The 14,626-nt window shown below is 61.8% G+C and carries 13 protein-coding genes and 1 pseudogene; 9 read left to right on the top strand and 5 right to left on the bottom strand.

Features of this window, described 5'->3' with window-relative positions; all coding sequences use genetic code 11:
• The first annotated feature begins 443 nt into the window (after nucleotides 1-443).
• A complete protein-coding gene (locus tag ACW4E8_RS37340) occupies nucleotides 444-863 on the top strand; it encodes a hypothetical protein (protein ID WP_456809072.1) in 420 nt (139 codons plus the stop codon).
• 474 nt (nucleotides 864-1,337) lie between these two features.
• On the opposite strand, the gene ACW4E8_RS37345 is transcribed toward ACW4E8_RS37340, so the two are convergent.
• The gene (locus ACW4E8_RS37345; protein ID WP_456809073.1) at nucleotides 1,338-2,264 is read right to left on the bottom strand and encodes a LysR family transcriptional regulator; all 927 of its coding nucleotides are present in this window, start codon (nucleotides 2,262-2,264) and stop codon (nucleotides 1,338-1,340) included.
• Nucleotides 2,265-2,335: 71 nt separating this feature from the next.
• On the opposite strand from ACW4E8_RS37345, the gene ACW4E8_RS37350 reads away from it, so the two are divergent.
• From ACW4E8_RS37350 to ACW4E8_RS37380, 7 genes and pseudogenes are all read left to right on the top strand, one after another.
• The gene (locus tag ACW4E8_RS37350) at nucleotides 2,336-3,928 is read left to right on the top strand and encodes a CoA-acylating methylmalonate-semialdehyde dehydrogenase (protein WP_456809074.1); all 1,593 of its coding nucleotides are present in this window, start codon (nucleotides 2,336-2,338) and stop codon (nucleotides 3,926-3,928) included.
• 105 nt (nucleotides 3,929-4,033) lie between these two features.
• Nucleotides 4,034-4,888, top strand: coding sequence for a fumarylacetoacetate hydrolase family protein (locus tag ACW4E8_RS37355; protein WP_456809075.1), 855 nt, complete (start codon nucleotides 4,034-4,036; stop codon nucleotides 4,886-4,888).
• Between the two features lie 49 nt (nucleotides 4,889-4,937).
• Nucleotides 4,938-5,885: a VOC family protein gene (locus ACW4E8_RS37360; RefSeq protein WP_456809076.1), complete on the top strand. Its 948-nt coding sequence runs from the start codon at nucleotides 4,938-4,940 to the stop codon at nucleotides 5,883-5,885.
• A 110-nt stretch (nucleotides 5,886-5,995) separates the two neighbouring features.
• Entirely contained in the window at nucleotides 5,996-6,757 is a 762-nt protein-coding gene (locus ACW4E8_RS37365; RefSeq protein ID WP_456809077.1) for an enoyl-CoA hydratase/isomerase family protein, read from the top strand.
• Nucleotides 6,758-6,784: 27 nt separating this feature from the next.
• A complete protein-coding gene (locus ACW4E8_RS37370; RefSeq protein WP_456809078.1) occupies nucleotides 6,785-7,762 on the top strand; it encodes a tripartite tricarboxylate transporter substrate binding protein in 978 nt (325 codons plus the stop codon).
• Nucleotides 7,763-7,769: 7 nt separating this feature from the next.
• Entirely contained in the window at nucleotides 7,770-8,930 is a 1,161-nt protein-coding gene (locus ACW4E8_RS37375) for a CaiB/BaiF CoA transferase family protein (protein WP_456809079.1), read from the top strand.
• A 100-nt stretch (nucleotides 8,931-9,030) separates the two neighbouring features.
• Nucleotides 9,031-9,373: pseudogene (locus ACW4E8_RS37380) on the top strand (IS66 family transposase); the annotation flags it as partial.
• Between the two features lie 421 nt (nucleotides 9,374-9,794).
• Here ACW4E8_RS37380 and ACW4E8_RS37385 read toward each other — a convergent pair.
• The 4 genes from ACW4E8_RS37385 to ACW4E8_RS37400 form a co-directional block, all read right to left on the bottom strand.
• Entirely contained in the window at nucleotides 9,795-10,223 is a 429-nt protein-coding gene (locus ACW4E8_RS37385) for a hypothetical protein (RefSeq protein ID WP_456809080.1), read from the bottom strand.
• 510 nt (nucleotides 10,224-10,733) lie between these two features.
• Nucleotides 10,734-11,339: a TetR/AcrR family transcriptional regulator gene (locus tag ACW4E8_RS37390; protein ID WP_456809081.1), complete on the bottom strand. Its 606-nt coding sequence runs from the start codon at nucleotides 11,337-11,339 to the stop codon at nucleotides 10,734-10,736.
• Between the two features lie 245 nt (nucleotides 11,340-11,584).
• Nucleotides 11,585-12,196 (bottom strand): copper resistance protein CopQ, encoded by a 612-nt coding sequence (locus ACW4E8_RS37395; protein WP_456809082.1) that lies wholly within the window; start codon nucleotides 12,194-12,196, stop codon nucleotides 11,585-11,587.
• A 620-nt stretch (nucleotides 12,197-12,816) separates the two neighbouring features.
• Nucleotides 12,817-13,749: a LysR family transcriptional regulator gene (locus tag ACW4E8_RS37400; RefSeq protein ID WP_456809083.1), complete on the bottom strand. Its 933-nt coding sequence runs from the start codon at nucleotides 13,747-13,749 to the stop codon at nucleotides 12,817-12,819.
• Nucleotides 13,750-13,868: 119 nt separating this feature from the next.
• On the opposite strand from ACW4E8_RS37400, the gene ACW4E8_RS37405 reads away from it, so the two are divergent.
• The gene (locus ACW4E8_RS37405) at nucleotides 13,869-14,621 is read left to right on the top strand and encodes an SDR family NAD(P)-dependent oxidoreductase (RefSeq protein WP_456809084.1); all 753 of its coding nucleotides are present in this window, start codon (nucleotides 13,869-13,871) and stop codon (nucleotides 14,619-14,621) included.
• The last annotated feature ends 5 nt before the right edge of the window (nucleotides 14,622-14,626 follow it).

Consider the following 14,626-nt stretch of genomic DNA (forward strand, 5'->3'; position numbering starts at 1 on the left):
AGTTGCAACACGTGCTTTGATCAAAGCATAGGCCGTGCCAAAGCTTGCAGCGATCCCGTGCGACGCACGGCCGGGCCCAACAGAACAAGGAAAAACGACCGTCTCAAGCCCGTCTGCGCGACCGATCACAGCCGGCGTAGCCCACGTAGTTGGCGGATTTTTTCCGACAGGGCGCGGCCGGCCGTCGCGGCGCCACCGACAGCCCGAGCAGGACATCCAGCGTGTCCTGTCACAACAATTGTTCGCCTTGAGCGGGCGCCTGCCTGGCCTTGCGACACGATTTGAACGAGCGGAACTGACCTGCTGCAATAGATAGCGGGCCGTATTCGACCCTTCTGCGACGTCCAACGCGATAGTTCGAAGGGCTGTTCAGGCCGAGATCCTGTCATCCGAACCCGGCTTAGTGGAGGTCCGGAGAGCGATCCAGGGCGGTCATCCATGCTGTGCCTTTCAAGCTGATCGCGGCTGGGACGGTCGTCCGCCTTTTAGGTCCCGGCGGCTATGCCGAAGTGCGCTTGATCGCCGCTGACGCCTTGATGCCGCTGCCGGATGATCTTACGTTCGAGCAGGCTGCCGCTGTGCTGACCAAAGGCCTGACCGCCTGGGCCGGCCTGTACGGCTTCCACCGCTTGATGGCCGGCGAGACGGTGCTGGTGCAGGGAGCGTCCAGCAGCGGTTGGCTTGCTGCTGTCGCGCTGGGCCAGAACTCTTCGCGCCAAGGTCATCGGTACGGCCGGTTCGAAAGCCAAGCGGGATCGCCTGGCAGATTCGGTGGTCATGTGCTGTGTTCTGGCGATCCAGACCTGGCCGGCCGGATCCTCGCGCCGGATGGTGTCGACGTGGTCTACCGAATTCGTCGGTAGGCCACCTTCGATACATCGGTTGCCGCGGTCCGCAACGGTGGAATCATCGTGACCATCGGCGCCGCATCCGGCCAACCCGTCATCGACAAGGCAGCGCTGGACCTGCGGCGAATTCGGATCGAGGGTGGCCGCAGCACCTGGGCGGACTGGCGCGGAATGCGGCGATTGCCGCGGTCTTCGATGCCTATCGGACCGGGGTATTTGGCGGGTTGGAAGTGAGGCCGGTATCCGCTATCGGAAGCGGCACGCGGCCATGAGGACATCGCTGCCCGCCGGCGCACTGGTGCAATGATCCTGATTCCCTAATGCTCACCGGTTAGACGCGTGCAGTCGGATACGTCCCTATCGGATTTGCGGGCATTTTCTCGCGACCGTCCGAAAAGGCCGCCGGCGAGCGGCCAGCGGCGAAGTGTTATGGGAACGGTGGCCGTCCGGCTGTGCCTTCGCCAAGAAGTCCCCGTCCGAGTTTATCGCTCAGCCGGCCAGCCATTCAATCTTTCCGGACTTGCCCATCAGGAAATCCGCGTTAGCGTCGGCGACCCGGCGCAAGTAATCCCAGAGTGCCTTGATTCGGGCAAGCTCCCGCCGTTCCTGCGGCGCGACGAGCCAGAAAGTCCGGGTGATATCGATCTGTGCGGGAAGGATGGGAACGAGCTCTTTCGAAGCGGCGCCCAGGAAACAAGGCAAGACCGCCACCCCGAGCCCGGAACGGACGGCCTGGAACTGCGCGATAACGCTTGTGCTACGCATGAACGGCTTGGCCCCGGGCAGCCACGTTTGGAGACTGAACTGTTGCTTCGCGAAAACCAGATCGTCCACATAGTCGATCCATCTGTGACCAGGAAGGTCTGTCACACCATGGATAGGAGGGTGACGGCGCAAATACTCGCGTGTGGCGTAGGGCAATAGCCGGTACTCCGCCAGCTTGCTGGTGACAAAGCTGTCGATGGTAGGCCGGTCGACGGTGACGGATGCATCGGCTTCGCGCTTCGACAGATTGATGTTTCTGGGCATCGGCAACAGGTCGACCGTGATGCCAGGATGGCGTGTGCAGAAATGCGCGAGGTGCGGGGCCAGAAAGTAGCTGCCGAACCCTTCAGTAGCGCCCAGCCTTATCTCGCCTGTCAGCGCAAGGCTGTCGCCGAAGACGTCGGATTCCACCATCGCAAGCGTGCTCTCCAGCTTCTCGACGTGTTCCAGCAAGCGGTGACCGGCGCTCGTGAGGCGATGCCCTTGCGAACTGCGATCAAACAGTTTCGACCCGATGTCCTCCTCCAGCCGCTGCAAGCGTCGCGAAATGGTGGACTGGTTCATGTCCAGCGCATGCGAGGCCTCCAGCGCAGATTGCGCCCTCGCCACGCCAAGAAATACCCGCAAGTTGTCCCAATTGAACTGGTTCAAGGCGCTCTCCCACAAATGCAAAAACGCATAGTTGCATTGCATATTTTGCCACACCAATTGCATAAACGCAGGTGTACGATCTGCCGTACGGTGTCACTGCACGCAATGCAGAACCAATTCACGAAGTTCGGGCGATCGCTCAGGGAGGTACACAAAGCATGACCAATCACATCGGGCACTTCATCGCGGGCAAGCATGAAGCCGGCACGGGCCATCGTACCGGCCCGGTCTACAACCCCTCGCTTGGCGAAGAGATTGCGCGCTGCGCCTATGCGGATCGGGCCACGCTCGATCATGCGGTCGCGGCCGCCACCGAAGCGGGAAAGCGCTGGGGGCGCGCCTCGCATGCGACGCGCCAGGCTGTCATCTTCAAAATGCGTGAGCTGATGACCGCCAATATCGACCTGCTGGCCGAGACCATCGGCCGCGAGCATGGCAAGACGATCGCCGACGCAAAGGGCGAGATCGCCCGCGCCATCGAGGCCATTGAGTTTGCGACCAATGCGCCGCACGTGACCAAGGGCGAGTATGCGACGAATGTTGGCGGCGATATCGACGTATTTTCGATGCGTGTGCCGATCGGCGTGGTCGGCTGCATCACGCCATTCAACTTTCCCATCATGGTGCCTGCCGTGATGATTGCCATGGCCGTGGCCGTCGGCAACGGAGTGGTCTGGAAGCCATCGGAAAAGGTGCCGAGTGCCGCACTCGAGTTTGCGCGCTTGTGGAAGGAAGCCGGGTTGCCCGATGGCGTATTTAATGTCGTCCAGGGCGACAAGGAGATGGTCGACGCGATCCTCGAACATCCTGGCATCGCGGGTGTCAGCTTCGTTGGCTCCACGGCCGTGGGTGAATACATCTACCAGAAGGGCACCTCCCACAACAAGCGTGTAGCCGCATTTACCGGTGGCAAGAATCACATGGTGGTGATGCCAGATGCCGATCTGGAGGCCGCAACCAATGCATTCGTTTCCGCTGGCTACGGTTCGGCGAGCCAGCGCTGCATGGCCGTGTCGTTACTGCTGCCCGTTGGCGCCGGAACGGCCGAGCGCCTGCGCGAGCTACTCGTGCCAAAGATTCAGGCGCTCCGCGTGGGCCCCTACAACAACCCCGCCGCCGACTTCGGTGCCGTGATTTCAGCGCAGTCCAAGCTGGCGGTGGAGCGAGCGATTGGCGATTGCGTGGAGGCTGGTGGGGACCTTGTGCTCGACGGACGGGATCTGAGTGTGCCGGGCCATGCAAGCGGTTACTACCTTGGCCCCACGCTGATCGACCGGGTCACGTCCGATATGGAATTTTACAAGGAGGAGGTCTTCGGGCCGGCGCGCGGCATCATGCGTGCCGAGACCTTCGATGAGGCCATCAACGTCACCAACAGGCACGCCTACGGCAATGGCTCGGTCATCTTCACCCGCGACGGCAAGACGGCACATCGTTTCATGACCGAGATCGAGTCCGGCATGATCGGGGTCAACGTCCCGGTGCCTTTGCCCGTGGGTTACTTCAATTTCGGCGGACTGCGCCGCTCGAAGTTCGGTGAATCCCATCTCTACGGACCCGACGCCGCGCGCTTCTACACCAAGCTCAAGACCGTTTCGCAGCGATGGCCCGAGCCGGACCAGAAGGCGTCCCCCGTGTCGCTGGCCTTCAGCGGCAGCGCCTGAGGCGCGATGGCCATCGTGCCATCGCATGGTCGACGCCTCGCCCCTACGGTGAACCACCCCTGCTGACTCGCAGCAGTCCCAAGCAAATAACTTTGGAGCATTCCCATGCGCCTGATCGCTTATCGCCCCTCCAACACCGGTGTCCAGTCCGACGCCAACATCGGTGTCCTGATAGATGGCCTCATCGAACCACTGACATCCCTAGGCAACTTCTACAGGGATACCGACGCCTGGCTGAAGCAGGCGCGGACGCTGCACAAAGGCTCCCTGCCGCTCGCCGACGTCAGCCTGGCAGTACCTGTCCCGTTGACCGCGAAGATCATCTGCGTGGCAATCAACTATGTCGAGCATGGCAAGGAAGGTGGACTCCCGACGCCGCCTTTCCCCAATCTGTTTGCGCGCTGGGCTTCGACGCTGGTGACGTCTGGCACCCCAGTGCCGGTGCCATCGACGGAGCCGGACGGCATCGACTGGGAGGTCGAGCTTGCCGCGATCATTGGGAAGCCGCTGCTGGAAGCGAATCCGGAGCAAGCATTGGAAGGTGTACTGGGCTACACGGTCTTCAATGATCTAAGCGGACGGGCGTCCCAACTCCAGAGCATGACGCTCAGCACTGGCCAGTGGGCGCTGGGCAAGAATCTCGATGGCAGCGGTCCAGTGGGTTCGATCATCGCTACCGCGGACTCGATCGATCCCGCCAACACGCGGCTGACGACCAGGGTGGACGGTGAAATCATGCAGGACGGCACCACTGCAGACATGGTGTTCTCTGTCGGACAGATCATTGAATTCATTACGCGCACGATCAGTTTGCAGCCCGGCGACCTGATCGCTACTGGTACGCCATCAGGTGTTGGATTTGGCCGGAACCCACGCATCTACGCGAAGCCTGGATCCGTCGTCGAGGTGGCCGTGCAGGGCATCGTAGCGGTGACGAATCCCATCGTTGCAAGAGGCTGAAGCCGGCCCCGCCCACCGCGCCTACCAACAGCATGCAGAAGGAGACGACGTGATCAAAATTCGTGGTGGAAAGTATGTGGTCTATGGGGTCAGTGACCTCGGCAAGACCCGAAGTTTCATGGCCGACTTTGGCCTGGTGCCTGTAGATTGGCCTGGAAACGCCGCCTATTTCCGCGGGGCCCTTCCCAGTCCCTACATTTACGTGGCCGAACCATCCGCTGAACCATCTCTCAAGGCAATTGGCCTCGAAGTGGACAGTGCGGACGACCTTGCGCTTGCCGCCCGCATCGAGGGCGCCTCGCGTATACGTGAGCTTAGCCGTCCCGGTGGAGGCCTTTGCGTGAACGTCGCGTTGCCGGGCGGGATAAGTCTGGAACTTGTCCACGGCGTCGAGGATGCCCCCGAATTACCGGTGCGTCCGCCATCGGTGCTTAACGAGGGAATTCGGAAGGCGCGCTTCAATGTACCGCAGCGCCCGGAACACGGACCCTGCCAGGTGCTCCGCCTGGGGCATGTCGCCCTGGGCGTGCCAGATCCGGTGGCAACAAAGGACTGGGCTATTCGCAACCTGGGCATGATCGTTTCAGACGCGATGCTGCAACCCGGCTCACAGGACGAATTCCTCGGCTTCTTCATGCGTTGTGACCGGGGAGCGACACCCACCGATCACCATACCCTGCTGTTCTCGAAGGCCGGGACATCACACGTCCATCATGTTTCCTTCGAGGTTCAGGATATCGACGCGGTTCATATGGGCCATGAGTGGTTGAAGTCCAGGCGGCACAAGGCCCACTGGGGCGTCGGCCGGCATGTCCTGGGTAGTCAGGTGTTCGACTACTGGTGGGATCCGGATGGCTTCCGCGTCGAGCACTATGCCGACGGCGACCTCTATGACAACGCCGTTCCGGCAACGACAGTCGAAGGCACGGACGATCAGTTGTGGACCTGGGGCCCGGAAGTGCCTTCCGCATTCTTCCAGCAGATCCGAGAGGTCTAGCCAGCGCCGCGTCGCAGCCGATGCCTTGCCGCCGAATAACAGGGAATAAGGATCATCGGGCCGGCGCGCCGACGGCGAGTACATGACAACGACCGGAGATATGTCGCCCTATGGATGAGCACACTCCTCAACTTCACGTGGATGAATCGGTAGCCACGATCTCATTACGCCGCCCGGAAGTAGCCAACCGGCTGAGTCCCGCTGACCTACGCGTACTCAAGGCCCACGTCGACGCGGTCAACGACATGGAGCGGGTCCTTGTGCTGCGCTTCACCGCTACGGGGAAGTACTTCTGCAGTGGCTACGACATTGCATCCCTGACTGGAAAGGCCGATGAAGGCGCTCTCAACTTTGGGGAAGTGATGGATGCCATCGAGGCGGCCCGCCCCGTGACCATCGCCGCCATCAACGGCGGCGTGTACGGCGGGGCAACGGATTTCTGTCTGGCCTGTGACTTCCGTATTGGCGTCCCCCACTGTGACATGTTCATGCCCGCAGCTCGCCTGGGCCTGCATTTCTACCGCGGCGGCATGGAACGCTATGTCTCGCGCCTGGGGCTTAACGCCGCCAAGCGGCTGTTTCTTACCGCCGAAAAGATCGACGCCGAAACGATGTTGCGGTTGGGATTCCTGACGGAGATCGTACCGGCGGCGGATCTGGCTGCTCGCATGGAACAACTGACCAGCCAGCTTGCCGGCATGGCCCCGATAGCACTCCTCGGCATGAAGAAACACCTGAATGCCATTTCCCGAGGAGTACTGGAAGCTGCCACGCTTTCGCGGGATATGCAACGCTCGGAGACCTCGGAAGACCTCCGGGAAGGCGCGACGGCCTGGAGGGAAAGACGCCAACCGATGTTCAAAGGAAAGTAGTGAAACAGCAATGGAGGAGACATGCTCATGAATAGAACCACGACCCACCTGGCCGTATTGGCTTTATCAGGTTTCTCGCTGACGGCGGGAGCTGCGACCCAGACGAACTACCCGACCAAGCCAATACGCATCGTGATCGGCTTCCCCGCGGGTGGGGGGGCCGACAATACGGCGCGGCTGTACGGCGACGCATTGAGCAAGGAGCTGGGCCAGCCGGTCATCGTCGACAACAAGCCTGGCGCGGGCACGACGATCGCGGCCGCAGCCGTAGCCAAGGCCCCTGCCGATGGCTACACGCTCTACATCGCCACGGCCAGCGTGATGGGCGGTGACAAGGTTTTCTACAAGAACATCAAGTACGAGGCGTCCGATTTCGTACCGATTACGCGGCTGGTGACGGCCCCGATCGTACTCGGGGTCAACAAGGGCACTGGGATCAAGAGCGTTTCGGATCTCGTCGCGAGGGCCAAAGCCAGACCGGGCGCGCTCAATTACTCGTCCTCCGGCAACGGCGTCATTACCCACCTCGCGGGCGTTCACTTCAGCAACCTTGCCGGCGTGCAGATGACTCACGTGCCGTACAAAGGCGGGGCACCGTCGGCTCAGGCGGTTGCTGCGGGAGACGTGCAACTGACGTTTGCAACGGCGCCTTCGATCAAGCCGATGATCGATACGGGCAAGGTTGTTCCCATTGCCGTGACTTCCGCGCAGAGATCACCGGCAAATCCGAACTACCCGACCATAGCCGAAGGGGGCGTCAAGGGGTATGAGCTCTCCGCCTGGTATGGCCTGTTCGCGCCGGCGAACACGCCACCGGAGATCGTGAACAAGCTCTTTGCAGCGACCTCGAAGGTCATGGCCAATCCTGAACTGAAGAAGAAGTTCCTGGCACAGGGCGATGAAGTCGCAACGTCTACCTCCGTGGCGGAGTTCAAGGAGTACGCGAGGCACGAAGGCGAGTTGGGCGTGAAGCTCGCGGTGTTGAGTGGCGCAAGAATCGATTGAGACCAGGATGAACCAAGAGACCCCTCGCCTGCCCTTGGAGGGCATCACCGTAGTCGACCTGACCCGCGTTCTGGCCGGCCCCTATTGCACAATGATGCTGGCGGATCTCGGCGCTCGCGTCATCAAGATCGAAAATCCGGCAGGGGGTGATGATTCCAGGCATGTAGGCCCATTCGTAGATGGCGAGTCCGCGTACTTTGCCTCCATCAATCGCAACAAGGAATCGATCGCGCTCGATCTGAAGAATCCCGACGACCGCATAATCCTGGATTCGATGCTCAAAAAGGCGGACGTGCTTGTAGAAAACTTCCGTCCTGGCGTGATGGAGAAGCTGGGCTACACATGGGAGGCGCTGCACGAGCGATTCCCGCGCCTGGTCTATGCATCCATCTCCGGCTTTGGGCAAACAGGTCCGTATCGCAGCCGACCGGCATACGACATGGTTGTCCAGGCAATGGGCGGCCTGATGAGCGTCACCGGAGAAGTCGGTGGTAAACCGTCTCGCGTTGGCGTTTCCATCGGAGATATCGGCGCCGGACTGTATGCAGCCATCGGAATCCAGTCTGCCCTGCTCAAGCGCGTGCACACCGGCACGGGCGAGCGCGTCGATATCTCCATGCTCGATTGCCAGGTAGCGCTGTTGGAGAATCCGATCGCCCGATTCTCCGCTACTGGCCATGTCCCTAAGCCGCTCGGCACCCGCCATCCATCAATCACGCCATTCGACCTGTTCGCCACCAGGAACGGCTTTATCGTGGTCGCCGTCGGCAACGATAACCTCTTCGGAAAATTATGCGCGGCGCTAGGTGGCAATGAGTGGGCCACCGACGAGCGATTTGCGACGGTGGCGGCGCGTAACGAGAACCACGTCGCGCTCAAGGAGTGCCTGGAGAAAAGGTTGAGCGAAGCTACGACGGACGAATGGGCGGTCATCCTGGAGCCTGCTGGCGTACCGCACGGCCCGCTCAACGATGTCCCGCAATTGGTCGGCAACCCACATGTGGAAGCGCGCGGCATGCTTCTCGACGTTGGTATTGGCGACGGCAAGTCACTACGGGTCGCGGGCAACCCGATCAAAGTCGGCAATCTCATACATCCTGGCCTCGTTGGGAATCCACCAGCACTGGATCAGCATCGGGCGACGTTGCTTTCCGAGTTCGGCGCTTAGCCAACTGGCCGTGCTTGATGGCCCACAGCGGCGCAGGTCAACCCCGCCCGCTGTAGGAAGCCGTGCGGTGCGCGACCCCCAATTTCTAGGGCGGCTTGATGAGCTTCGCGTGGCGACGACGGAACGAGACTTGGCGGCGAAACGGCTCAAGGCATACCAGCGTCAGTTGTTCGCCTCCAGGAGCGAGGCCCGTAGTCTCTGAGCAGAAGGATCTGTTCCTGACCGAAGCCGACGCGCTGGCGCCAACGTCCGCAATGCAGCCGGCCAAGAAAGTGGTCTCTGAGGTCGAGGTGGAAGGCCACAAGCGCATGCCGCGCGAAGTGGTTCGTTACGAGCTGCCGGAGTTGGAGCGGGTCGGCGGGTACGATGGCCACGCCCTGGTCGAGATCGGCGTCGAAGTCAGCGAGCAGCTCGACATCATTCCCGAGCAGGCCCGCGTCATCTAGCACGAGCGCATCAAGTACGCCCTGATCATCGGCATCGTATCGATGACCGAAGTTGCGCCCTTTCCGGCCACTCGCGTTGTTTGTGTCACGGGCCGCTTATCGGCCAAGTCGGCTGTCCGGCGATGTGAGGGCGGATGGCCGAGATTGGCCGATCGCCGACCTCGATGAAGTCAGCAGGGATAGCCGCGCACACGCTCATGGCGCGAGCCGTGATCCTCCCAGTGAGATCCGCCATGCGTGGTGACAATCCTCGTTCGATCAAGACGCAGGCTATTGCGTCCTAATACGCCACGGTTTCCTTCATCGGGTGCCACTGGTAAATCGCGTGCAGATTTCCCTTGTAGGAACAGCCATCACGCACGCGACCGTGCGCGAAGCCCCGTGATGCCGTGCCTTATCTCGAATTGCCCGCCTGCAGTCAGGCCATCTCACTGGCAGCTTCGCCAGCCAGCGCGACTTCCGTCTCGTCGGTCACCGTGCTTACTGCTATCGAGTTGTCGTCTTCGGAAACCATGTCGCCCAGACCGATGACGACCGTGATATTTGGCGTCCAGTTCTTGCGGTCGGTGCTGACCTCGGCAAACGTGGTCACCGTTGCGGTGTAGCCCTGTGCCCTGAGGTCGTCGGCTAGCCGTTGCGCGCGCGGTTCCAGCACTGCTTGCGGATTGTCTTCGTTGATGTCGAGTACCAGTCTGGTCTCGAATTCTTCCTTACCCCTCTGGATTGCCGTTTGCATTGCCTTGAGTTGCTTGTTCGCGAGCGCGACGAGCTTGCTGTACCTGGATTCTTCCTGGCTGGCGCGCAGTGTCTTGGCGGCGTTGATGATTTCGGTGCGGTCCACGAACATGATTGCCTTTCGAGGTGGGGGAGAGAAAGCGCAGACGCCGCGCGGGCTTGACTTTAGGAGCCAGCTTTTCCGCGATGCGACGACAACTGTATAAATATACAGTGTTCGCCAGCCAACCGGCAAGGGTTGGCGTTTTTGATTTTTTCAAAAAATTCGAAGGTGCGCCTGACTAAAAGCGGCGCTGCTCGGGAGTGGCTGCCGGAATCAGGCCGTTGTGCAAGGTCCGCCGTAGGGGAGCAACCGGCCGCTCAAGTCCAAACGTCATGAAGGCCAAGTTGAGAGGAGCCGACCGGCGCCTTACGACTTCTCGGCCGTACGGCTTCGCATGGTGAAATGACCGAATTGACCTGCGGACTCGGTCGAATGACCCGCTGCGGAGCGCGACCGTCTCTGGCCGATAAAAGCAACCGCCGGGAAGACTCCGGCGGTCAAACCAACAATGGCGCCCGCCGCGAAAGCGGGACGGGGGGCGTCAGACACCTGAGCTAGGTGTCGCAAAACCATGCGTGATCAAGCGGCGACGGCTTCGTGCTGCTCGGCCACGCACAGCGATCCACCGACGGCGCCGAGCAACATGTCCCCCGCGGCATCGAGGCGATCGGTGGAGCCGGACATCCGCGCCGTGATGATGCCGTTCTGGATCGCGCCATACAGCACCTTCGCTAGCACCTGCGGCGGCATCGGATACGACTGGCCACGTTCAATCTCGACACGGTGCAGCAGGCCCGCGATCCAGTCTTCATTCATCTGGAAATGCGCCTGCAACAGTGTGCGGATCGTGTCGGGCAGCACCATCACTTCCGCTGATAACATGCCGGCCAGGCAGATCTGGTTCAGCTCGATGCCGTTGCGCAGCGGATTGACATAGCGCCGCGCCTGTTCGGCCAGCGGCAGGCTGGTATCGATGGCAGCGAGGCGCGTCTGCCCGCGTTCGCGGTAGAGGCGCACTACCTCCAGCACCAGATCGTCCTTCGCCGGGAAGTAGTAGTGAATGCTTGAGGTCTTCACGCCCACCAGTTCCGCCAGGTCCCGATAGCTGAACCCGTTGTAGCCGCGTTGCCGGATCAGCACGGAGGCGTGCTCAAGCAATTGGTCGCGTACGGTATGCGTTTTCATGAGAACTGTCTTTGGCTTGGTTGCCGGAGACCCTCCGTTTCGTCGCTTGTCCGCTGAATCGGTTGAATCCGTTCAGATGGACAGCGACTGCGCAACAAGCGAAAGCACTGCTCCGCTAGTCATGCAGAGCACCACCCAGCCGCCCAGGATCAGGGCACTGTCACGCAAATTGAAGCTGAAACTCCAGGGAGTCAGGTCGGGTAGCGGTCCGGCATTGCGTTTCGGGCGGCTACCCTCGATTGGACTCAGGCGTTGGCGCCGTCGGTGTACGGATCAAACGTGCCGATCTTGGCGCCGTCCAGGTACGGGTCAACCTTGCGGGCCGGGCTAGCCGACACGCCGGTGCGTTCCAGGCCGGCAACGATGCGAGCGCCGTCCGTGTACGGGTCGAACGTGCCGATCTTGGCGCCGTCCAGGTACGGGTCAACCTTGCGGGCCGGGCTAGCCGACACGCCGGCGCGGTCCAGGCCGGCAACGATGCGGGCACCGTCGGTGTACGGGTCGAACGTGCCGATCTTGGCACCGTCCAGGTACGGGTCAACCTTGCGGGCCGGGCTAACCGACACGCCGGCGCGGTCCAGGCCGGAAACGATGCGGGCACCGTCGGTGTACGGGTCGAACGTGCCGATCTTGGCGCCGTCCAGGTACGGGTCGGCCTTGCCGACGCGGGCACCTTCGCTGAACGCGTCGACCTTGCCTTGGCGTGCGCCATCGGTGAAGGCGCTGCGCTGGTCTTGTACGCGATAGCTGTAGCCGTAGACTTCGCCGGCCTTCTGGGCGGCGGGGGCGGCCTGGACGGCACCGGCAACGAAAGCGGTTGCGAGGGCGGCGGCGGTGAGGATGGTCTTGGCGTTCATGGTGCTCTCCTTGGTGGGCCGGGCGATCTCGGTTTGTGTGATGGATCGCTGGTCCATATCTTTGCTGCGAATCAGAGGTCTTTTTTATGCCGCTATCTACCACTAGATAGATAATCGGGACTAAAAAAAAGACCACTACCGGTACTGACAAACAATCTTGTATGGCCTGGACCGGCTGCGTTGCTGTTAGCTTCGTGCATCGCGTCGTTCCATGGCCTGAATACTATCTACTACTAGATAGATAAGCAAGGGCTTTTCGTAGAAATACGGCCTACAGGCTTGAGGTTTTGCTCTAATCGCCGCAGGGGATTGATCTAAGTTATTGAATAATAAAAGAAAAACGGCGCTTGGCCCTGAGCGTGCGCCAACGCCATTGGTCTCCCGTCAGGTGACGATTCAGGGCTTTCCCATTGGGAAAGCGATCTCGCCGATACTTTCGACACCTCCGGTGACGGCCACCGCTCGAGGCATACTGAATGGACCGGTCTCGGTCAAAAGTCTCCCGCGAAACTGCGACTGTCTCTGACCGACCCGTTTCCGCCCTTCATTAAAGCCCGGCGAGTGACTCAAGTACGGCCAGAGCGGACGCCGAAGCCTTGCTTTGCCTCGGTAGGCAAACGCTAAACACCGAGGCTGCCTGCCAGCCGCTCTGCCAGCCCCTCAGCGCGGAATGCTTCCACAACGTGGTCGATGAATACCCGCGTCTTGGCGGGCATGAGCGTGCGCGTGGGGTAGTACAACGAAATGGCGCCGGCGTCGGCATACCAGCGCGGCAGCACGCGCACCAGTTCACCCCGCTCCAGCCAGGGCAGCACATCGGGTAGCGCCAGCAGCGTCACGCCCAATCCCAGCAGCGCGGCTTCACGCATGGCTGCCGGGTCGCTCGCGACAATGCGCTCGAGCATGGTCGCGGGGGCTTCGTTGCCGGCGGCATCGCGCATCGTCCATTGCCGGGTGCGTCCTGTGCGCCCGGAGCGCATGACGATGCCCTCCATGACATTCAGCATCGATGGATCGGCGGGTAACGGGCGTTCCCGCAGATACGCAGGCGACGCCACCGCGACGATATGCGCCGGCGCCAGCACGCGGGAGACGAGTCCCGGCGCCAGTTCGAAGCCGCCGCCAATGGCGGCGTCGAACCCTTCGGCAATCAGGTCGATCGGGCGATTCTCGAAATGCCATTCCGGGCGGATTGCCGGATAACGGCGCAGGAACTCGGGTAGCAGCGGCATCACATAGGCGATGCCGAACGACGGCGCCAGGCTGACCTTCAGCACGCCAGCCGGTTCGCCGTGGTCATTCGTCACGGCGGCGATGGCGGCTTGCAGCGCGTCCAGGTTGCCGCCGATGGATGCCATGAACCGTTCGCCGGTCTCGGTCAACGTCAGCTTGCGCGTCGAGCGCTGAAACAGGCGTACGCCCAGATTGCGCTCCAGCATCGCCACGTTGCGGCTGACGGCTGCCGGCGTCAGCGCCAGGAGACGCCCCGCCGCCGAAAAGCTGCCCGTTTCGGCGCTGCGCACAAAGGATTCGAGGTTGGCGAGGGTTTCCATCGCGCTGAGCTTACACTAACACTTGAAAGTCATTCTAGTGACTCATGGCTAATCATTGGGGAATCCGGCGTCCATACTCCGTGCACACCTTGTGATTCATCCCAATCGGAGAAACAGCCATGACGCAACAGACACTTCCCCTGGCCGGCAAGACCGCGCTTGTTACCGGCGGTTCGCGCTCCATCGGCGCCGCCATCGCCCGCCGCCTGGCCGCAGACGGCGCGGCCGTGGCGCTGACCTACAGCGCCTCGCCTGACAAGGCCGCCACCGTGGTGCGGGAGATCGAAGCCGCCGGCGGCCGGGCCATCGCGCTCGCCGCTGATGCTGGCGACCCTGCCGCCGTGCGCCGCGCTGTGGCCAGCACGGTCGAGGCGCTGGGCGGCCTGGACATTCTCGTCAATAACGCCGGCCTAGGCCTGGGCGGCGCCATCGAGGACATTCCCTTCGACACTTACGAGCGCATGATTGCGGTGAACGTGACGGGGGTGTTCGTGGCCACGCAGGAAGCGGTGCGCCACATGAAGGCGGGCGGGCGCGTGATCCATATCGGTTCGTCGATGACGCGCTATGCGGCGTTTCCCACGGCATCGCTCTACACGCTGACGAAGGGCGCCATCACCGGTTTCACGCGCAGCCTGGTGCGCGATCTCGGGCCGAAAGGCATCACGGTCAATACCGTCCATCCGGGCCCGACCGATACGGACATGAATCCCGATGGCGGTCCGGTCAGCCAGATCGTCGGCCCTGGCATCGCCGTGGGCCGGTACGGCCAGCCGCATGAGATTGCCGGTGTCGTAGCATTCCTCGCGAGTCCCGACGCAGCGTTCGTGACCGGCGCCGAGATTGTTGCCGATGGCGGCTTCACGGCCTGAGCAAG

Source organism: Cupriavidus sp. CP313 (assembly GCF_054072015.1).